The 19,782-nt window shown below is 52.9% G+C and carries 12 protein-coding genes and 1 pseudogene; 4 read left to right on the top strand and 9 right to left on the bottom strand.

Going from position 1 to position 19,782, the window contains the following annotated elements:
* Positions 1-51: 51 nt before the first annotated feature.
* Both P40081_RS05775 and P40081_RS05770 read right to left on the bottom strand, forming a co-directional pair.
* The gene (locus tag P40081_RS05775) at positions 52-1,836 is read right to left on the bottom strand and encodes a methyl-accepting chemotaxis protein (RefSeq protein ID WP_042134023.1); all 1,785 of its coding nucleotides are present in this window, start codon (positions 1,834-1,836) and stop codon (positions 52-54) included.
* A 205-nt stretch (positions 1,837-2,041) separates the two neighbouring features.
* Positions 2,042-3,451, bottom strand: a complete 1,410-nt coding sequence (locus P40081_RS05770) for a deoxyguanosinetriphosphate triphosphohydrolase family protein (RefSeq protein WP_042134021.1) — start codon at positions 3,449-3,451, stop codon at positions 2,042-2,044.
* A gap of 246 nt (positions 3,452-3,697) precedes the next feature.
* On the opposite strand from P40081_RS05770, the gene P40081_RS05765 reads away from it, so the two are divergent.
* Together P40081_RS05765 and P40081_RS05760 are read left to right on the top strand one after the other, a co-directional pair.
* Entirely contained in the window at positions 3,698-4,474 is a 777-nt protein-coding gene (locus P40081_RS05765; protein ID WP_042134019.1) for a polysaccharide deacetylase family protein, read from the top strand.
* Positions 4,475-4,617: 143 nt separating this feature from the next.
* Positions 4,618-5,628, top strand: a complete 1,011-nt coding sequence (locus tag P40081_RS05760; RefSeq protein WP_042134017.1) for a helix-turn-helix transcriptional regulator — start codon at positions 4,618-4,620, stop codon at positions 5,626-5,628.
* Between the two features lie 92 nt (positions 5,629-5,720).
* On the opposite strand, the pseudogene dhaK reads toward P40081_RS05760, so the two are convergent.
* The 7 genes and pseudogenes from dhaK to P40081_RS05720 all read right to left on the bottom strand — a co-directional run bounded on the left by dhaK (position 5,721) and on the right by P40081_RS05720 (position 16,123).
* Positions 5,721-7,364, bottom strand: a pseudogene (dhaK, locus tag P40081_RS37280) (dihydroxyacetone kinase subunit DhaK).
* Positions 7,361-8,461, bottom strand: a complete 1,101-nt coding sequence (locus tag P40081_RS05745) for a glycerol dehydrogenase (protein ID WP_042134011.1) — start codon at positions 8,459-8,461, stop codon at positions 7,361-7,363. The pseudogene dhaK and the gene P40081_RS05745 overlap by 4 nt, the downstream one beginning before the upstream one ends.
* Before the next feature lie 134 nt (positions 8,462-8,595).
* The gene (locus tag P40081_RS05740) at positions 8,596-9,603 is read right to left on the bottom strand and encodes a PocR ligand-binding domain-containing protein (RefSeq protein WP_042134009.1); all 1,008 of its coding nucleotides are present in this window, start codon (positions 9,601-9,603) and stop codon (positions 8,596-8,598) included.
* An 824-nt stretch (positions 9,604-10,427) separates the two neighbouring features.
* Positions 10,428-12,635 carry an alginate lyase family protein gene (locus P40081_RS05735; RefSeq protein ID WP_042134006.1) on the bottom strand — a complete coding sequence of 736 codons (2,208 nt, stop codon included), beginning with the start codon at positions 12,633-12,635 and terminating at the stop codon, positions 10,428-10,430.
* Positions 12,636-12,677: 42 nt separating this feature from the next.
* A complete protein-coding gene (locus tag P40081_RS05730; RefSeq protein ID WP_042134005.1) occupies positions 12,678-13,547 on the bottom strand; it encodes a carbohydrate ABC transporter permease in 870 nt (289 codons plus the stop codon).
* A gap of 24 nt (positions 13,548-13,571) precedes the next feature.
* Positions 13,572-14,480: an ABC transporter permease gene (locus tag P40081_RS05725; RefSeq protein WP_042134003.1), complete on the bottom strand. Its 909-nt coding sequence runs from the start codon at positions 14,478-14,480 to the stop codon at positions 13,572-13,574.
* An 80-nt stretch (positions 14,481-14,560) separates the two neighbouring features.
* Positions 14,561-16,123 carry an extracellular solute-binding protein gene (locus P40081_RS05720; RefSeq protein WP_042134002.1) on the bottom strand — a complete coding sequence of 521 codons (1,563 nt, stop codon included), beginning with the start codon at positions 16,121-16,123 and terminating at the stop codon, positions 14,561-14,563.
* 224 nt (positions 16,124-16,347) lie between these two features.
* Here P40081_RS05720 and P40081_RS05715 point away from each other — a divergent pair, with 224 nt between their 5' ends.
* On the top strand, positions 16,348-18,153 hold the full coding sequence (locus tag P40081_RS05715) for a sensor histidine kinase (RefSeq protein ID WP_042134001.1): 1,806 nt from the start codon (positions 16,348-16,350) through the stop codon (positions 18,151-18,153).
* The gene (locus P40081_RS05710) at positions 18,140-19,759 is read left to right on the top strand and encodes a helix-turn-helix domain-containing protein (protein ID WP_042133999.1); all 1,620 of its coding nucleotides are present in this window, start codon (positions 18,140-18,142) and stop codon (positions 19,757-19,759) included. Before P40081_RS05715 ends, P40081_RS05710 begins: the two co-directional genes overlap by 14 nt.
* Positions 19,760-19,782 lie beyond the last annotated feature (23 nt).

Raw genomic sequence — 19,782 nt, 5'->3', positions numbered from 1 at the left:
ACGGCGTATCCCTAAGTATTAGAATTTCACTGCTTCAGCCTATATAGCCCCTCACACTTGAAAGCGCGTCACAGACTCCTTAAGCTCAGTAAGCAGCAGCTTCAGATGCTCGATGCCGTTGGCCACTTCCGTAGTCGCGCTAAGCTGCTCGTGAGCCGAAGCTGAAGTCTCTTCTACACCGGCCGCAGATTGCTGGGCGAGTGCCGAGATATGCTGGCTGAACTCGTTCATGGTTTCACTGGCTCCGGTCATCTGCTCCAGATCCTTGGCCATTTCTTCCACCGTGAGCGCCATTACCCCCACCGAGCCGTTGATATCGGCCAGGGCTTCGCCTGTCTCGACTATCTGCCGGCTGCCCTCTTCCGTCTTCGCCACGCCGCCGCGCAATTGTTCAACCATCGCTCTGGAGTCATGCTGGATTCCCTGTGTAATTCCGGTAATCTCCGCTACGGTCCGCTGCACATCCTCCGACAGCTTGCGCACCTCCTGTGCTACTACCGCGAAGCCCCGGCCGCTGTCACCGGCTCTCGCCGCTTCAATGGCCGCATTAATCGCCAGCAGATGCGTCTGCTCGGAGATGCTGCGGATGGAGCCCACAAGCCGGAAGATCCCCTCGTTCTTGCGGTTCAGCTCCTCCACCGTGTCCATAGACTGCGATACAGCGTCCGCAATCTGGTTCATTTGCGCCACCGAGCTTTCCATGAGCGCTTTGCCTTTTTCACCCTTCTGCCGCACCTGCTCCGAATGAAGCGAGAGGTCAATTCCCCTGCCGGCAAAATTCTCAATTATAGCGTTTAACTCCTCCACCGCCTTAGAAGCATCTACCGCTGCTTCGGCCTGGCTTCCGGAGGCTTTGGCCAGCTCTTCCATGGTCAAGGCAATCTGGCTGCTGCCCTCCTTGGTATCGGAAATCGTATGCATCAGCTCATCGCCCTGTTCCGAAATCACCTCGGAGACATTTCTGATCCGGTTCACCATTTCCAGCAAGGTACGGTTAGTTTCGTTAACGGTCTTGGCAAGCTGGCCGATTTCATCCATATTGCCGATCAGGGTATCCTCTGCGGTCAGATCACCGCCGGAGATCCGCTGCAGGTGTACGGTTACCTTTTTAAGCGGATTGATCATGGTCTTACGGATCACCATGTTAATCATTCCGATGACTACCAGGACAATCAGCACAGTTACAATACTCAACGTCAGGGAAGTGTGGAAAATCTTCTCGGAAACTTTGCCCTCACTCGCTGCTTCATCCTGAGTGTGTGCAACAAGCGCGTCCAGATCAATCTGCATCGAATTAAACGCCTCAATCCCCTTGTGGGATACCTCCAATGCTAATTCCTCGTCATTCGAGCTGCTGAGCAGGATCGCCTGATTGTTGACGGTCAGGAACTCTCCCCATTTCCCGACGAGCGACTGTAATTGCCCCAGCTCCTGCTCTCCCCGCAAGGTGAGCTTGTATTCCTTCAATGTATCTGACACTTTGCGGATGAATTCAGCCCGCTCTTCCGCAAGTGTGTTTTTCTCTGCGCTATCCGTGCTCAGAATATGCTGCATGCTGATCGCCATAACATGCTCTGTCAGGTAATTTACATTGTGGATTTTATCCAGTGCGGGAATGCTCTGATCAATAATATTGCCTGTGTTCTTCTGCATACCGTTCATTTGATAGAGCGAGACCCCGCCGGTAACCAGAACCAGTACTGCCAAAGCCGCATAACCGGAGGCAATCTTGAATCCAATACTTTTACTTCCTTTAGCTACTGCGGTCTGGCGCATTTTTTTAGTTCCACTCACCCATTTTTTAACTGCACTTTTCAGTTGTTGACCCTTGCCCATCTACGTGCGCCTCCTCAAACATTTTCCGAAAACATGACCGGAATTCCATTCTATTACATTCCATTTTCATAAAAGAACAAAAAAAATAGGTTGCTAGTACTATTTCGGCAAAACACCCAAAAAATTTTATATGTATATCCAGAACTATAAAAAAAGTACCCGCCAGCCAAACCGGCTGACAGGTACTATTGGCGCAGAGCTATGCCTAATCCAGATCGTAAATCGAGCCTACCTTTAGTCCATACAGCTCATTGTAGATTTTCTCGGCAAACGCATCGGTCATCCCGGCGATATAATCTGTCACCATATGCTCCCAGGTCCAGATGGGCCTGGCCGACCTCTGATCCTTCTCATACCGCTGCAGCCAGTCGCTCGGAATAATACTCCGCGAGGTCTCGGGATCCAGGAAGGCCTCCCACAGCCGCCGGAGGATCCATTCACTCCGTTTCTGCAGGCGCTGCACACGCAAATCGCGGATCATCGTTACCCAGGCGAAGCTTTTGAGCACACTGACCGTCCGCAGCATATCCTCATCCTCCTGGCCTTCCTTGATGAATGTAACCTTCTTCCAGTCCCCGTCCTCGATGACGCCGAGACTGGCGACGAAAGTACTGACCCAATAAGCTTTAACTTCACGGCGCGTGCGGGAGTAGTCATTCTCACAGGTTGGCATTTTCTCCATCCATACCCGAAGGAATGAGCTAAGCACTTCCTCCACCTTGGCGCTGATCGCCTCGGCCTGCCAGCCTGACCAGAAGGCATCCTCCAGCGTCGTGATCTTCTCAACAATCAGCCGCTGAATGTATTCGTCGTGCATGAAATGCTCGTGTACCTCTATCTTGCCGGCCTTGATGCCGTCTTCGAGGTCATGGGCCGAATAGGCTATGTCATCGCATAAGTCCATAAGCTGTGCTTCCAGTGTCTTCTTGCCTGCCGGAACCCCCCACTGGGTGCGGATCTCGTTGATGTATTCCCATTCATGCAGGTACATGCCCTTCTTCAGCACAGTACCGGGAAACGGATATTTGTTAATGCCCAGCAGCACCGCATCCGAGAGGTTCAGTCCATCGATATTCTCCCGTTTCTCCAGAAACATGATCAGGCGGAAGTTATGGGCATTGCCTTCAAAATGTTCATATTTACGCTTCATGCTCTCATGGATCGTCTGCTTCTGTACCGGACCGGCCCCGGACTTCGCGGCAGCCTCCGCTGTTTTCTTGGCAATAAGCCCTTCCAGCAGGCTGTCCAGCACCTCTTCCCCCTTATGCCCAAACGGCGGATGGCCGAAATCATGCGCAATGGCCGCACATTCCACGACCTCCGGATCGATGACCAATCCCGGATTCTCAGCTGCCCCCGTCTCTACCTCAGGATAAGAACGCAGCAGACTCTTGGCCGCTTCGCGGGCAATCTGCGCCACCTCCAGCGAGTGGGTCAGCCGTGTGCGGTAATAATCTCCGGTGCCTGCACCGAATACCTGTGATTTGCCTTGCAGCCGTCGAAAGGTCGGCGAATGGATCAGACGCGAATAATCGCGTTCATATGCGGCTCTGGATGTTTCCAGCCGGGTAATTTCCGGATATTGCCTATGCTCTCTTTTCTCAATTAGTGTCATCTCCGCTGCCCCTATTCCATTGTTCTGTATTTAGTATCTCATTATAAGTCATTTCCGGCAGAACTTTCACTCTAAAATGCGACCAGATAAGTTTCCGGTTCAGATGTTACTTTCATCTTTATCATTAACCTTCCAGTTCGCTCTATATAAAATGCATATTTCCCGGGGCAAATGGAGCATTCTAAGGCTCAAGCAGCGCAGGAACGGCTTATAAAAACACAGGGTGTGGAGTGAAACTTGAGACGCATGAAAAGAGGAATCCGAATCACTGCCGCGGCCCTTGCAGCGCTCGCGCTTATGCACGGCTCTGCAGACATTGCCCTTGGCAGCCCGAACAGGGCCAAGAACCGCTATTATTATGAGGAACGGGGCGACATGATCTGGGAGGTGCAGACCAGCCAAAAGGTTATTGCACTCACCTTCGACGACGGCCCGGACCCCTTCGAGACGGATGGCATTCTGGAGGTACTGCATGAATACAATGCGAAATGCACTTTTTTTGCAATTGGCAAACGGATCGCCGCTTATCCCGAGGTCGCCAGACGCGTCATTAATGAAGGCCATGAGCTTGCGAACCATACCTATAATCACGTTTATTTCAAAAAACCGGTCTCCGGGCAGCAGATTCAGGAGGAGCTGGAGCTGACGGAGAAGGAGATTGTCAAAGTATCCGGCAAACACAGCAGCCTGTTCAGACCGCCGGGCGGAATGTACGACGACACGATGATTGATGTGTCCAACAGCATGGGCCTGAAGCCGGTGCTCTGGTCCTGGCATCAGGATACCCGCGACTGGAACCGCCCGGGAGTCTGGAGCATCTCCAGCAGAGTGATCCGCAATGCCCGGAATGGGGATATCGTTCTGTTCCATGACCATGTCCATGGGCAATCGCAAACGAAGGAAGCGCTGAAGATTATCCTCCCCGAGCTTGAGAAGCAAGGGTTCCGGTTCGTCACTGTCTCCGAGCTGATCACGTTATCCGATGCGCAGCAGGCGAAGACAGAGCGGCACGGGACTTATTGAAGCTCCGTCTGCCGCTCTCCGCTTGCGGTCCGGGGGTTTCTTAGATTGCGCAGGTCCACAAAATAAGGTAGTCTTGAGCATTATAAGCATTATATGGCTACCTGTGACTTCTGCCGCAGTGCATCCCTGGGAGGGTTTAATTCATGTCTGAGAATACTTCCTATACCACCGAGGAAATCGCCCGGTTACTCAAAATATCCAAACTTAAAGTCTATGATCTGATCAAAAAAGGAGAGCTGCCCTCCTACCGTGTCGGCAAACAGATGCGTGTTGACCTCTCTGATCTGGAGGCATACAAGCAGAATTCCCGCAGCAGCGGGGCTTATGGGCATCCGCTCCCCGGCGGAAGCGGATTACAGGAAATACAGCCGCTGCAGACGCCCGCTTCCTTCGCGGCTCCGTATCAGGCCTTTGCCCCTCCGCCCCCCCATACCGGCAAAAGCACCAGTATGAATGTGGTCATTACCGGCCAGGATATGTCGCTTGATATTCTGGCGACCTATCTGGAGCGTACGCTGCCGTCCACCCGCCCGCTCCGTTCGTATGCCGGCAGTCTGGACAGCCTGATTGCCATGTATCACGGGGAATCGGATATTGTCAGCACCCATCTCCTGGATGGGGATACCGGCGAATATAATCTGCCTTATATCCGCAAGCTGCTCGTAGGCTTCTCTTATATCGTAGTGCATCTGCTATCGCGCAGTGCCGGGTTCTATGTGCGGAAGGGCAACCCCAAAGGCATCCGCGGCTGGAGTGATCTCCGGCAGAGCGGGCTGACCCTGATCAACCGTGAACGCGGCTCCGGGGCCCGGGTGCTGCTGGATGAGCAGCTCCGCCTGCTCGGAATTCCATCCGCATCGCTGGAGGGCTACGGAACCGAAGAGAACAGCCATCTGGCTATAGCCGGCATGGTGGCGCGGGGCAGCGCCGATGTGGGCATCGGCACCGAGAAGGCCGCCAAGATTATTGACGGCATTGACTTCATTCCGCTCACCACGGAACGCTACGATCTGGTCATGGTCAAGAAGCCCGAGAATGAACAATGGATCAGCACGGTTCTTGATATTCTGCGTTCATCCGCCTTCCAGAACGAGCTGAAGTCCATTCACAGCTATGACCTTACCGAAACAGGGAATATTATATACGAGACTTGAACTAGCGGAACAGCAAAGGGACGCCCGGCGGAGATATACCACCGGGACGTCCCTTTTCGCTGCATCTGTATTTCAATCGGGGTCTTCAATCCTTACTGCTGCATCCGGTCTACAATCCCGGTGAACAGAATACCTATCGCTGTAGCTCCGGCATCGGGGTGGCTGAGGCTCCGCTCGCCCACATAGCTTGCCCTGCCTTTGGAAGCGATAATGTCTTTGGTGTGCTCGGCTCCCTGCACCGCCGCTTCTGCGCCCTTGCGCATGCTGATCAGCAGGGCGTCGCCACTCTCCGCACTCTTCCGCTGAGCTTCAGCAGCAGGAATCAGTGCATCGAGCAGCGTCTTGTCGCCAAGCTTGGCCCCGCCCCGCTTCTGGATGCCCTCTACCGCGTTCTCCAGCAGCTCCGCCAGCTCAAGTCCGCTTAATTCGGTCTTGCCCTTGGCGTATTTCGCCGCGCTGCGGAAGGCCGAGCCCCAGATCGGACCCGAAGCGCCTCCGCAGTGCTCAATGATCACCATTCCGCAGGCTTTGAGGAATTCACCGATATCTTCCTGCGGCAGCTCCTCCCATTCCAGCTTCAGCTGCCGGAAGCCCTTGGCCAGCGACATGCCGAAGTCCCCGTCTCCGGCAAAAGAATCCAGTTCACAGAATTCGACTTCCTTCTCAATGATAAGCTTCGCCATCTCGTCTATCATCACTACTATATCAGCTGTAAGCAGCTTCTCCATTGCTTCCGCCTCCTAACATCTATAAGCTGCCGTCTCCGCGCTATAGTCGAGTGCCTGCTTCAGCTCATCATCCAGCTTCAGCAGGGTGACCGATGCTCCCGCCATATCAATCGCACTCATATAATTACCGACAAAGGTCCGGTATACCCTGATCTTGGCTTCCTCCAGCAGCAGGCTGACGGAACGGTTCAGGATGTAGAGCTCCTGCAGCGGCGTTGCCCCGAAGCCGTTAATCATCAGCGCGACCTCTTCCTCCGGGTTAACCGGCATATCGGCGAGCAGCGCCTGCAGTGCCTTCGCGGCCAGTTCATCGGCCGGAACGAGCTTTTCCCGGGCAATACCCGGTTCGCCGTGAATGCCTACACCGAATTCGATCTCATCCTCTCCAAGCGCGAAGGTTGGTGAGCCTTTGGCCGGCACGGTACAGGAAGTCAGCGCGAAGCCGATCGACCGGACATTGCGCACTGTTTTCTCCGCGATGGCCTTGACTTCCGGAAGTGTATCTCCCCGTTCTGCAGCCGCTCCGGCGATTTTATGCACAAACACCGTTCCGGCCACGCCTCTTCTGCCTGCCGTCGATGCATCGTCCGCTACGGACACATCATCGTTCACATACACTTTTTCCACGGTGATATCGTCATCTTCGAACGCCATCTCCGCCGCCGCATCGAAATTCATACAGTCGCCGGAATAGTTCTTGATAATCAGCAGCGTTCCTTGGGAGGAAGCCGTCTTCGTAATCGCATTGTAGACCTGAATCGTCGACGGAGAGGCAAACACATCACCGCATACCGCCGCATCCAGCATTCCCTTACCTACGTATCCGCCATGCGCAGGCTCATGTCCGCTGCCTCCGCCGCTGATCAGGGTGACTTTGTCCGGGTTCAGCTCTTTACGCGTAATAATCTTGTATTTCCGGTTCCACTCCAGCAGCTCCGGATGGGCAAGCACCATGCCCTCGATCATCTGCACGACTACATCTTCAGGGGCGTTAATAATCTTCTTCATCTGACTTCGCCTCCGCTTCCGCCCAGCCGGTCCGCAGCCAGAATGGCCGCATATACATCATACTTCGTAACCGGGAACGGCATATTATGAATGGACTCCCCTTCGGCACAGGCTCTTTCGGCCACCGGCATCAGCCGGGCTTCACTGATATCTGTAACACCCAGGTCCTTCAGGCAGGTAGGTAATCCGAGCGATTTGCAGAAGCCAAGCACCGTGTCCAGTTCTTCCTGCGGCGCATTCTCCAGCACCATGTGCACCAGCGTGCCGAAAGCCACCTTTTCCCCGTGATAATAATGATGAGTCTCCTCCAGAATGGTCAGCCCGTTATGCACGGCATGCGCTGCGGCCAGTCCCCCGCTCTCGAATCCAAGCCCGCTGAGCAGGATATTCGTCTCGATAATATTCTCCAGCGCCTGCGTAACCACCTTGCTGTCATTGGCCGCTTTGGCCTTCAGTCCGTCCTCCAGCAGTGTTTCGTAGCAGAGCCGGGCCAGCTCCATCGCTGCCTTCGTGCTTACGGCCCCGGAATTGTTATAGGTGAAACCTCTGACACAGGATCTCGCCTCAAAAAAGGTCGACAGCGCATCCCCCATCCCGGCCACCAGAAAACGCGTTGGTGCATTGGCAATGATTCCGGTATCCACCAGCACCACATTGGGATTCTGCCGCGCATACAGATAGGATTCGAACTCGCCATGCTCCGAATAGATCACCGAAGAGCCGCTGCATGGTGCATCAGTCGCCGCAATCGTCGGTACGACAATAATCGCAATTCTAGCCCGGTTGGCGATCGCTTTGGCTGTATCCAGCGCCTTGCCGCCGCCGAGGCCAACAATCACATCACAGCCTTCTGCTGCCGCGAACTGCTCCAGCCGGCCGATCTCCTTAAGCGTACATTCCCCGCCGAACCCGCCGGTTACGAATTCGAAGCCGCCTTTGGCAACTGCCTTGTCCAGGTAATCCTGAACCCGGGCCTGATCATCCTTATGCGCCACCAGCAGCGCTTTCCGTCCATAGATCGTTACATAGTCCCCGATGTTGTACAGTTCATCTTTGCCCTGAACATATTTAGAGGGAGAGGTTAGTATTTTTCTCATTTCACAGCACTCCTTAGGCAGGATTTGTAAACGCTTCCTATTCAGTATAAGCGCTTTGCCGCTGTTTGGCATTGCACGATCCTGTATAGAACTATTCCGTCATTTCATCCTATAAACTCCCAGCGCAGCGCGGATTATGCACGGTTCTTCAGGCGGTAGACCGCCGGTGTTTCGCCTGTAGCTTTTTTGAAGGTCCGGATGAAATACCCGCTATCCTCAAAACCCAGCGAATACGCGATGCTCACTACAGATTCTTCTCCCTCCGCCAGACTACGTTTCGCTTCCTCCAGCCTAAGGCTATTTATATAGGAAGAAAAGGTGCTGCCCGTCTCCTGCCTGAACAGTCTGCTGAAATAGTCCGCGCTGATCCAGCATAACTGGGCCATGTCCGCCAGTCTCAGCCGCTCCCGGAAATGCCCATGCATATGCTCCAGCGCCGGCTTCAGCCTGAGGCTGCCGCCTGTTGTGCCCGCAGCTTGCTTCCTGTCAGTCGGCTGGCCCGCCTCCTCCTGTACCTGCTGCCGGGGAATCTCATGTACCTGCGCTGCTTCTTCTGTAAGCTTCACATCCGCAGCAGCTGCAGAAGTGCCGAATACATAAGTCCGGTTCCTGGCGCTAACTCTGCCGGTTATATAATGGCTCATGTGGGTGACCAGACGGGCTACGGATTCGATCCGTTCATAAGACATCACCGGAAGGCTCCGGTAATATTCCTCCAGCATGCTGTCATGCTCCCTTTGATCTGGACGGCTGGTTGCGCTCAGTATATCAAGCTTCTTACCGGTATCCTGTGCGGGAATAGAGATCTGCCCCAGCATAATGGAGCCAAGGTACTTGCTGCCGACTACCAGCGGTACCGCCATATCCACAATCCCCATATGGCATTTATAGACATAGGGACGCTGCATACTCTGTGCGGCATATCCCCCGCGGTAATCACAGCTCTCACATAACCGGGAGGACTGGGTGGCCGATCTCATCGCTCTGCAAAAGTCCGTGCATTTGCTGTGCCGGGTCACCGGCTTGCCGCCAGCATCAACCGTAAGCACAGCCATATCCGTCACCGCAGCAAGATCGTCCTGAATGATCTGCAGCGCCTGTGTATCCACGACATCCTCAAGCAGTTCCAAAGAGTTCCTCATGAGTCCCTCCATTATCATTCAAATTATATCTAAAATTATAACATGATAACGGTTGCAACAAGGAGATTCGGCGCAAACATTTTCAATTCTTGATCCTAGCCGACCGTAGTGCCGTTATTTATCGAAAGGGAAACGTTGTGCCGGGCTAACGTATCTTATACACACTTGCGTTCTCTCCAGCAGGCGGCCAGGTACTTGTCCAGCCCACTTCGGGCGGAATTCGCCTACTTCGGGCGGAATCAAGAGCATTTATGCTCTTGATTGGCTCGTCCAGACCAATTGTATGCGAAAAACCGAATACAATGAGCTACTGTGAAGGTAACCAGACCCAAGGTATGTGAAAAACCGAATACAATGAGCTACTGTGAAGGTATCGAGACCCAATGTATGTGAAATATCGAATACATTGTAGCTACTGTGAAGGTATAGAGACCCAATGTATGCGAAATATCGAATACATTGTAGCTACTGTGAAGGTATCCAGACCCAATGTATGCGAAAAACCGAATACATTGAGCTACTGTGAAGGTAACCAGACCAATTGTATGCGAAAAACCGAATACAATGAGCTACTGTGAAGGTATCCAGACCAATTGTATGCGAAAAACCGAATACAATGAGCTACTGTGAAGGTAACCAGACCCAATGTATTCGAAATATCGAATACATTGAGCTATTGTGAAGGTATTGCGCCCTTCCTTCTCTCATCCCTCCCACTCCTTTAAGCTCTCCCTTTCGAAGGAGCACTTAACCGTAAATTCTTATATTTACAACTAAAACAACGACCACCCCGGTACAGGATGGACGTTGTTCTTTTCAGACCGCTATGATTTGGATTCCGTGATCACAATAACATCCCGGCTATAGCTCCCCCCGGCAAACTCCAAGCCTGCCGGCTCTTCCTTGCGGGGCAGCAGCGCTTCGGCAATGATATTGCCGGTGTGATCGAGGTAGCCCGCTACCTCTACACTATTATGGTATAAGCAGATTTCATCCACTCTATCTCCCATTATAATACGCAGGGCCGTTGCCTCTTCAGCGGATAGCACTTTCCCGTTCATCCGTGCAGGCAGGGGCTCAATGGTCACCTTAGGTTTCTCCGTTCCGAACGGAACGGCAAGCGTTACGATTGCCGTCCTCCCCGTCACAGTTAGCGAACGCTTCACCACCGGACTCTCAGCATACTCCCCCTGCTTGAAGATCAGGCCCTGCTCAAGCACCAGCTGGTCCTCAGCGTGGCCGGCCGGCAGATGCAGCAGCAGATTAGCCCCCTCCAGTTGAGTGGACACTTCCCCGCTGCGGCAGTCATATTTCGCTCCGCCTGTAGGCAGATGGAAGTACTGCTCATAACGGTGCTGTTCCTTCGCTTCAAACAGATCCACAATCAGCCAGTAGCTGTTCCTGATGAACAGCACCTTGCGGGAATGGATGACCGGATCATCGTAACGGGTATAGCCGTAATGGCTCGCGAAGCTGTAGTCATAAGCTTCACTGGACTGGATGTCCCAGATTCTGCAGGCTGCCGTAGTCGGCGTATTCCAGTGAAAGCTGCGGACATGCTGGTCCTGGCCATCCACCACTACAGTATTATGGGCCCGGGTGGATACCGTATATTTACGCTCCTTGTTCCACTCGAATAATCCCATGCCTGAATCCGCCAGCAGCTCGCGCCCTCCGGCGTAGAGCACCAGGCTCAGCGCATCCGAATGGGCATGTCCGCCGACTCCAATCCCTGCACGCATCGCCATGTACATGTCTTCCCTGCTCCAGCCCTGTCTGGAGGTAATGTAACCTCCAATCGGGAAGCAGGCTGCCGTTTCGGCAGGCTGCTTCGCCTTCAGCTGCTCATATTGCTGCACCGCTTCCGGCCCTATTCTCCAGAGCAGCGAGAACGGCAGCCGCTCATGCCCCAGCGCTTTGAAATCGCCGCGCTGATACAGATAAGCGCCCAGACTCATGACATTGCGCAGCTCACTGACCACCTGCACATCCGTATCGCCGAATTTGACCAGCTGTCCGTCGGGGGCCAGCAGATGCATCGTCACGGTGAACATTTTCTCCAAGGTGTCGCGATACTCCCCGGCGTCAATTCCAAGCTTATGGAACAGTGCCACCAGTTCATACAGATCGCGCATCACGATCAGATGATAATTCGGACTGCCTTCGAACTGTACCCCATCCGCATATACGTTCTGGCGGATATATCCCGGCAGCTCACGCAGCCCGTACTCCAGCCATTCTGCGGAATCCTTCAGCTCCGGCAGGAGCAGCGCCGTCTGGATCAGCCCCCGCAGCTGCATGCAGACATGGTTGCCGCCGCTGGCATGATATTTGCGCACATACTGCCCGTGCTCCTGGAAGGACTTGATCAGCTTCAGCTTAACCGCAGGTTCAAACGCAGGTGAGCTGAAGAAGATAATGAAGGCTTCCGGCAGCATAAACAGCCGCACCCCGACAGACAGCGGGTCCCAGGTCGAATGCTCGGAACGGAACGTATCATCGACAGGCATCCTATTATCATCGATGAAGTCGCTGATCATGTCATTGAAGCATTTGGCGTATTTCTCATCACCGGTCAGCGCATAAGCTCTGGACAGATGCTTCACATATACGAACCGGGTCAGATGCAGCTGATACTGTGAGCTGTCATACAGCCAGCTGTTCCAGTCATAGGTTCCACGCGGAAAGACCACTCTTTTCCCTTTAAATAGCGGGATATCCCCTTCCACGATCCGGTCTGCCTCAGCGATTGTCTGCTGCGCTTCCTCCTCATGGCCGTAGTAGCTTGCGGCATACGCCTGAAGCTTGGGAACATCCTTCACTTCAAAGTAATATCTCCCGTTGTTACCTGCTGCAATGACCTCCAGATAGGCATTCCGTGCAGCCGGGACATCACCTGTCTTCAGCTGTGCGGCCACACCGGCAAGCTCAGGTCTGCTCAAGTCCAGCATGGTGCCGAGGAATTCTTCATCCGACAGCTGCGGCTTTGTATATATAGGATTATGGCGCAAGTCTTTATATCCAATCGTCATTTGAACCCTCACCTTTATTGGTTTAACGGATCTCATCCGCGTCTATTCCTTGATCGAACCCAGCATGGCTCCCTTGGCAAAATACTTCTGCAGGAACGGATACACGATTACAATAGGCAGCATAGCGAGCAATATCGCCGCATTCTGGACATTGGGTCCAAGGTTGGCCGCAAGCTGTGCGTCAACTGCAGCCTCTGCCGAAATATTGGAGGCGCTGATCGCCACCATCTGCCGCAGGAGCGGTTGAATCGGCCAGCGTGATGTATCATTCAGATAGATGACCGCAGAGAAGAACTCATTCCAGAACTGCACCATGAAGAACAGCGTAAACGTGGCGATGATCGGCTTGGACAGCGGGAGCACGACCGAATACAGAATTCTGAACTCTCCTGCCCCGTCAATTCTTGCCGCTTCATCCAGACTTTCCGGCAGGCTCTGGAAGAACGAGCGGATGACCATGATATTAAAAGCACTGGAAGCCGCCGGAAGCACCACTGCCCAGTAGGAATCGATCAGACCCAGATTTTTGACCACCAGATAACTGGGAATCATACCGCCGTGAAAGATCATGGTGAAGAAAATAATCAGCAGCATGATGCGGCGGCCGGGCAGAAACTTCTTGGATAAGGCATAGGCCAGGGTAATCGATACAAACAGGCTAAGCAGCGTACCCATTACCGTGATAATCACGGAGTTCTTGACCGAGGTCAGGAACGTATTCGCATTCAGCAGATAGCTGTAAGCATCCAGCGTCCAGTGCTTGGGCCAGATGAAGAAATTCCCGGCCATTGAATCTCCGGGCGGACTGAAGGATACCGCGATAATGTATAGAAAAGGCAGAATAACCAGCAGACTGATTAAGCAGATAATAACTACAATAATGGTGTCAAACCATGTTGCCTTGAGCTTCATAACGTCTCCACTCCTGTTCTTGTTCTAGAATATGCCTTCTTCGCCAAGCAGCTTTGCCGCATAATTGGCCCCGACTACAAGGATCAGACTGGCAACGGATTTGAACATGCCTACGGTAATCGCGAAGCTGTAATTGAATTGCTCCAGACCGATATGGTAGACGAACAGATCGAACACATTGGAGACATCCAGGTTGAGGCTGTTGGTCATCAGGAAGATCTGCATAAAGTTGGAGTCCATAGAGGAGCCCAGACGGAGCAGCAGCAGTATAACAATCGTGCTCTTGATGCCGGGGAGGGTAATATGCCAGATGCTCTGCAGCCGGCTCGCTCCATCCACTTTGGCCGCTTCGTACTGCTCCGGGTTGATTCCTGCCAGTGCCGCCAGGAAGATAATTGTCCCCCAGCCTGCATCCTTCCAGATGGACTGGAAGATGACCAGCGGCCGGAACCATTCATTGCTCACCAGGAAATTGGCATTGCCGTCAAACCACTGGCTGAGATAATGATTAATAACGCCTGAAGGCCCGAAGAACGAAATCGTAATCCCGTAAATGACGACCCAGGACAGGAAATGAGGCAGATAGACGATCGTCTGCGACACCCGTTTGAACACTTTGAGCCGCACTTCATTCAGGAGTAACGACAGGAGTATCGTAAACGGAAAATAAATGATCAGGTTCAGCAGGCTGATCAGCAGTGTATTTTTCAGCAAAATATAGAAATCGGAGGTTCCGAAAAACTGTCTGAAATTATCCAGCCCCACCCACGGGCTGTCCATAATGCCTTTGAACGGGCTGTACTCCTTGAAGGCCAGAATGAGTCCTGACATCGGGATATAATGAAAAACCAGAAAATAGAGAATGCCAGGTGCCGCCAGTAAATAGAAAGGCCATAATTGATTAAACCGTTTAGGGCGCAAAGTTCTCTGCACAGGCTAAACCTCCTTATCCATGGGCAAAAGAAAGGGGAAGCCCCCTCCTTTGCCTCTGTGTATATTTATGGGTGTCTTATTCAGTGCGCTGCATTATACTGATCCAGCAGTTCCTTGGCTATCTGCATACCTGCACCATTAGTCCAGGTATCAATCTCCTTCTGCACATCTTCCCAGGTGCCTTCACCCAGCACATATTTCGTCATCACGGCGCTCATTTTTTTGTAGCTGTCCGGATTCTTGCTGGCGAACTGTGAGTTGTAGCTGAGGAACGGATTCTCAACACCGATCTTGCTGATAATATCCAGCGTCGCCTTTTGCTGCGCCAGAATCTCCGGCTCCTTGGAGCTGGCGTATACATATGGATCTACCCGGTTCTCCAGCACGAATTGGCTCGGCTTATCCAGGTCGTATTGCTTCTTCTGCTCTTCAGTCTGCACAGCAACACCATCTTTGAAGTCACTGGAGTGAATGCCGGTAACTCCCGCTTTGGAGAATGCTATATTCTCCTCGGAGGCGGTGAAATCAAGGAAATCAACAATCTGCTGAACCTTGTCTTCCGGTACGGAGCTTGGAATGACCCACAGCCCGTAGTATCCGCCGAGTACAGCAGCACCTTTGTGTCCGTCTGCCCCTTCGAGCACGTCGACAATGGCAATTTCAGCATCCGGATCTGTCTGCTTCAGCTTCTCCACATTGGCCTCTCCCAAATCGCTGACATTCCCCACAAAAGCACCAGCTGTGCCTGCCAGGAACTTGCTCCGTGCCTGGCCCTGATTCTTGAGCACCGGCGCATCCTTGTCAATCAGGCCTTTGCTCCAGGAATCTCTCAGCCACTCCAGGAATGCCTTGTATTCGGGAGTCTGGAAATCGCGCACAGCATTCCCGCCGTCCAGCTTCCACACATTAGGAATGCCGAAGGCAAACTGAATCGGAAGCACACCTGAGAACGGTCCGGGACTGTTGACTCCGTCTGAACCATAGATCGTAAACGGAATGGTTTTACCTCCGCCCGCCGGATCCTTCTCCTTGAATACAGCAAGTGCATTCGTCAGCTCATCCATCGTCTTTGGCACAGCCAGATTGTATTTGTCCAGCCAGTCCTTACGGATCAGGATATTGGCTTCCCCTCCGCCGTACAGGCCGCGCGGCCGGGGAACTCCGTATACCTTGCCGTCAATTCTGATTCCATCCCAGACAACATCATCGATCTGGCTGATATTCTCCGTCTTCTCCAGATAAGGCGTCAGATCATGGAACGCGCCCATCTTCACCAGGTTATTGAATTTGTCATCCTTTCCGCCGTCCATGAGCAGCAGATCATAGGAATCACCTGCCGACACGGCTACGGAGAGCTTATCGGTATAGGCCTCGGAGGGTACGAAGGTCACATCCAGATCAACGTTGCCGCGTTTTTCCAGATCCTCCAGCGCTTTATTGCTGCCCATCTCCGGCGGATTGCCGAAGAGGATCGTCATCGCTTTGATGCTGGCCGGCTTGCCGCCAGTCTCTGTCTGTGCGCTTCCATCCGGTGAGGCTGTGCTGCCTGCTGCAGAATTGTTGTTACCGGAGCAGCCTGCCAGGGCTGTTGCCATTAATGCTGCTGATGCCATAAGCGGTACAAGCTTTCTTGTAAAATTCATTGTTATCCCCCATTCGCTTGTATTGAGTGCGTTTACATTGTTCTTACACTTTGGATTATAGAAGACACCGCAGGTAGTGAACATGCCGGATTCGAGCCAAAGTGTCACCATTCTTAAGATTCCCTCGGATCTGTGTTTCTCCTTATTCTCCAATGTACTATAATCTTTATAGGATAGCCTATCCAGCATCCAGCGTCTAAAACCGGTTAACGGAAGGGGTTCCTATGAGTTCACCATTTTTCAGCTTTTTGCGGCGGAGCTTCTATATCAAGATGATTCTCGTCATGTTCGCCATCTCCGTGATTCCGCTGATTGTATTGTCTATTATCTCTGTAAGCGTATCCACCACAACCGTTGAGAAACAGGTGAACCGTCTGAATGCCCAGCTTGTCAATCAGGTCGTAGACCGGATTGAATTAACCATGACCCGGCTGAGGGAATTAAGCGAGCAATACTCACGTATTTCGTCGATTCAGGGCGCGCTGGTTTCACCGTCGGCCCAATATTTTGAAGAGGTTGTCCGCAAAAAGGACCTGATCTCCGTGCTCAGCAGCGCCTCGGCGATTATCGGGAATGTAGAGGGGCTGCAGGTCTATTCAGCTATTACAGGGGAAGTGCTCTCTTCTACGGAGGCTCCGGCTGCCCTTGCGGATTCCCCTTACCGGCCGCTGATTGAAACGTATTTGGCCTCGGGGAAACCTAATATTTTTCTGGATAAGCACTCTTTGCCGGAACTTGCGATTCTGGACTCTTCCACCTATTATATCTCACGGGTTCCCTTCGATTTGTATGAGGACTTGAAGGGAGTGCTGCTGATCTCCATGAGCAATAACCAATACCAGCGGCAGATCGAGAATATTCAGCTCGGGAGCGAGGGCTCCATTTCGCTGTTGACCGAAGACGGGCTGACGATTGCTACAACCAGCAAGCTGGAGAAAGCCGAGGATACCCGGCGTGTACAGGGTATTCTCAAGCACTGGAAAGAGCTGAACCGCCCCGATCAATTCGCAGCCGGCTCTTCCATTGTCTCAGTAAAACAGACCTCCACCTACGACAACTGGATCGTGGTCTCGGAGATTCCGTCCAAGGAGCTTACCGCCAGCGCAGACATTATCCGGCGGACCGTAACTTATTTCCTGGTCATTCTTGCGGTGCTGGGTGCACTATGCGTTGTCGGGTTCGGGTATCAGTTATACCGGCCGCTGCAAGCCGTGAAGCGGCAGGTCGATGCGCTTAAGAAAGGGCATTTCGAGGCCCGGGTCACTCATTTTGCCAATAATGAAATCGGAGATCTGGGCCGGATGCTTAATACGATGGCTGTCCGCATTCAGGATCTGCTGGCAGATTTGCATGATTCGGAGGACCTGAAGCGCAAGCTGGAGATTAGAGCGCTGCAATCGCAGATTAATCCCCATTTCATGTACAATACCTTAAATACCATCCGGATGTTCGCCATGATGAAGGATTATGAGAAGATCAATTCGCTGATGGGCCGGCTGGTCGCGCTGCTGCGGTACTCTATGGAGAATTTCGAGCAGACCGTGCAGCTTCGGCAGGAGCTTGATTACTTGGCGGATTATGTGGGGCTGCTCAATATGCGGTATAAATGTCAAATCCGGCTGGAGTCAAGCATCGAGGAGCCGCTGCAGAGTATGCAGATTCCGAAGCTGAGCCTCCAGCCGCTGATCGAAAATTCTGTGTTCCATGGGATTCTTCCGCGTAAAACGCCGGAAGGGCATATCAGTATACGGGTCTTCACCGATACCGGGAAGAACTATATCATCCTTGAGATTACTGACGACGGGATTGGCCTTGCGGAAGCCGAACTGAAGAAGCTGCAGCTCCATCTGCTCCATGAAGAGTCCACGGAGAACATCGGGCTGCAGAATGTATGGCTGCGGATGAAGCTGCTGTTCGGAGGGGACGCGCAAATTCTGCTCTCCAGTGCTCCGGGTGAAGGGCTGACGATCCGTATTATGCTGCCGTCTGAGAATGTTCTTGTAAAGGAGGAGCCTCATGAATCCCTATAGAGTTGTGCTCGTGGAGGACGAAATTCCGGCAAGAACGGTATTCCGGCATTTCATTGAAGAGCGTACCGATTTGTTCACGCTGGTCGGCGAAGCCGAAGACGGCCGGGACGGACTGGAATTGTTCCTGAAGCACAAGCCGGAGCTTGTCGTAACCGATATCACCATGCCGGGCATGAATGGGCTTGAGATGCTAAGTGAAATTGAGAAAAGCGGAGAACGTCCGCCGCAGATCATCATCCTTACCTGCCACCAGGATTTCCATTATGCCCAGCAGGCCATTCATCTGAAGGCTGCAGCCTATCTCATTAAAGATGACTGTCTTTCTGATCCCGGCCTGTTGACCCGGACGATGGAGGAGCTGGCCTCCCAGGTGAACTCACTTGATGAAACCCGGGAAAAGCATCTCCAGCTGGAACAGCAGGTCCGCCTCAGCGAGTTGGAGATTGAGCAGAGCCTCTTTCTGGATATGCTGCTGAATCCGGCGGCCGAAGCCAAATGGCTGCGCAGTCTGGAGGACGCTCAGCTCCCGCTTCACGAACAAAGCTTCAAGGTATTGCTGCTGGAGCTGGACAGGAATTCCCTTCGCTTCCCGATCGATCAGCTTGAAGAGCTGAAGCTGTGGCAATTCGCCGGAGTCAACGTACTCAAGGAGCTGCTGGCCGGCATAGGCCCGAATAAAGTCATCGCGCTCGACAAGGGACGTTTTCTCGCCATATACACCGATACGTCAAAGGCTATGCGCCCCAATTTCCCGGAACAGGTGCTGGATTCCTTTGCCGCCAATCTCAAAATGAGCTGCATTGCCCTGCAGTGCAGCTTCGGCCAGGGACTGAAGGCCCGGCCTGAGGCACTGAAACGGCTGGCTTCTGCCCCCTATCCTTTCTTTTACCGCTTTGGCGATAGCATTGCTATTGAGGATTGGGAACAGATCGCCCGTTTCCAGCGGATTCCGGAGCCCCTTAGCCGATTCTGGAGCAAGGTACTCAAGAAAGCACTGCTGGAGCCGCATTTGAACACGGCTGCACTGGAGCAGGAGCGCCTCTCCTTATACCGCCAGGCTATGGAGCAATCCTGGGACCCGGAGCAGATCAAATCCTTATATTTGAGAGTCTTCCTGGATATGAGCCATAACGTTATTGGAGCAGAGGGCGGTGCGGATCTCGAAGCGGACCTGCGTAAAAAAATGGAGCTGTGCCAAACCTTCAACTCCGTACACGAGGCGACCTGCGATTATTTCCGCAAGCTTCAGCAGCTTCAGGAGGGCGGCCGGAAGATCGATGCTTCGATTACAAGAATCATTCAGCATATGCGCGAAGACCTCAGCTATCCCTATAAGCTGGAGGAGTTGGCAGCTTCGATTAATTACAGTGTGCCTTATTTCAGCTCCATGTTCAAAAAAGCAGTAGGCGAAAGCTTCATTCAATACCTGTCCCGTCTGCGGATTGAAAAGGCAAAGCTGCTGCTGCTTACCACGGATCATAAGACATTCGAAATTTCCGAATCTATCGGTTTTGAGAATTACCGGTCCTTTAACCGGATCTTCAAGAAAGAGACCGGCGTATCCCCTTCCGATTACCGCAGAATGGGTATGGGAATGCCCCAATGAAAAACCCCCGGTATCTCCAGAAT

This window comes from Paenibacillus sp. FSL P4-0081 (assembly GCF_000758565.1).
GTDB lineage: Bacteria > Bacillota > Bacilli > Paenibacillales > Paenibacillaceae > Paenibacillus_AQ > Paenibacillus_AQ phytohabitans.
This window is presented reverse-complemented; position numbering and strand designations above follow the sequence as displayed.

Bases quoted from the DNA above. Each gene is read 5' to 3' on its own strand.
- P40081_RS05770 (WP_042134021.1), bottom strand. From the start codon at position 3,451: ATGACACTAATTGAGAAAAGAGAGCATAGGCAATATCCGGAAATTACC.
- P40081_RS05710 (WP_042133999.1), top strand. From the start codon at position 18,140: ATGAATCCCTATAGAGTTGTGCTCGTGGAGGACGAAATTCCGGCAAGA.
- P40081_RS05720 (WP_042134002.1), bottom strand. From the start codon at position 16,123: ATGAATTTTACAAGAAAGCTTGTACCGCTTATGGCATCAGCAGCATTA.
- P40081_RS05745 (WP_042134011.1), bottom strand. From the start codon at position 8,461: ATGAGAAAAATACTAACCTCTCCCTCTAAATATGTTCAGGGCAAAGAT.
- P40081_RS05765 (WP_042134019.1), top strand. From the start codon at position 3,698: ATGAAAAGAGGAATCCGAATCACTGCCGCGGCCCTTGCAGCGCTCGCG.
- P40081_RS05760 (WP_042134017.1), top strand. From the start codon at position 4,618: ATGTCTGAGAATACTTCCTATACCACCGAGGAAATCGCCCGGTTACTC.
- P40081_RS05740 (WP_042134009.1), bottom strand. From the start codon at position 9,603: ATGAGGAACTCTTTGGAACTGCTTGAGGATGTCGTGGATACACAGGCG.
- P40081_RS05730 (WP_042134005.1), bottom strand. From the start codon at position 13,547: ATGAAGCTCAAGGCAACATGGTTTGACACCATTATTGTAGTTATTATC.
- P40081_RS05775 (WP_042134023.1), bottom strand. From the start codon at position 1,836: ATGGGCAAGGGTCAACAACTGAAAAGTGCAGTTAAAAAATGGGTGAGT.
- P40081_RS05735 (WP_042134006.1), bottom strand. From the start codon at position 12,635: ATGACGATTGGATATAAAGACTTGCGCCATAATCCTATATATACAAAG.
- P40081_RS05715 (WP_042134001.1), top strand. From the start codon at position 16,348: ATGAGTTCACCATTTTTCAGCTTTTTGCGGCGGAGCTTCTATATCAAG.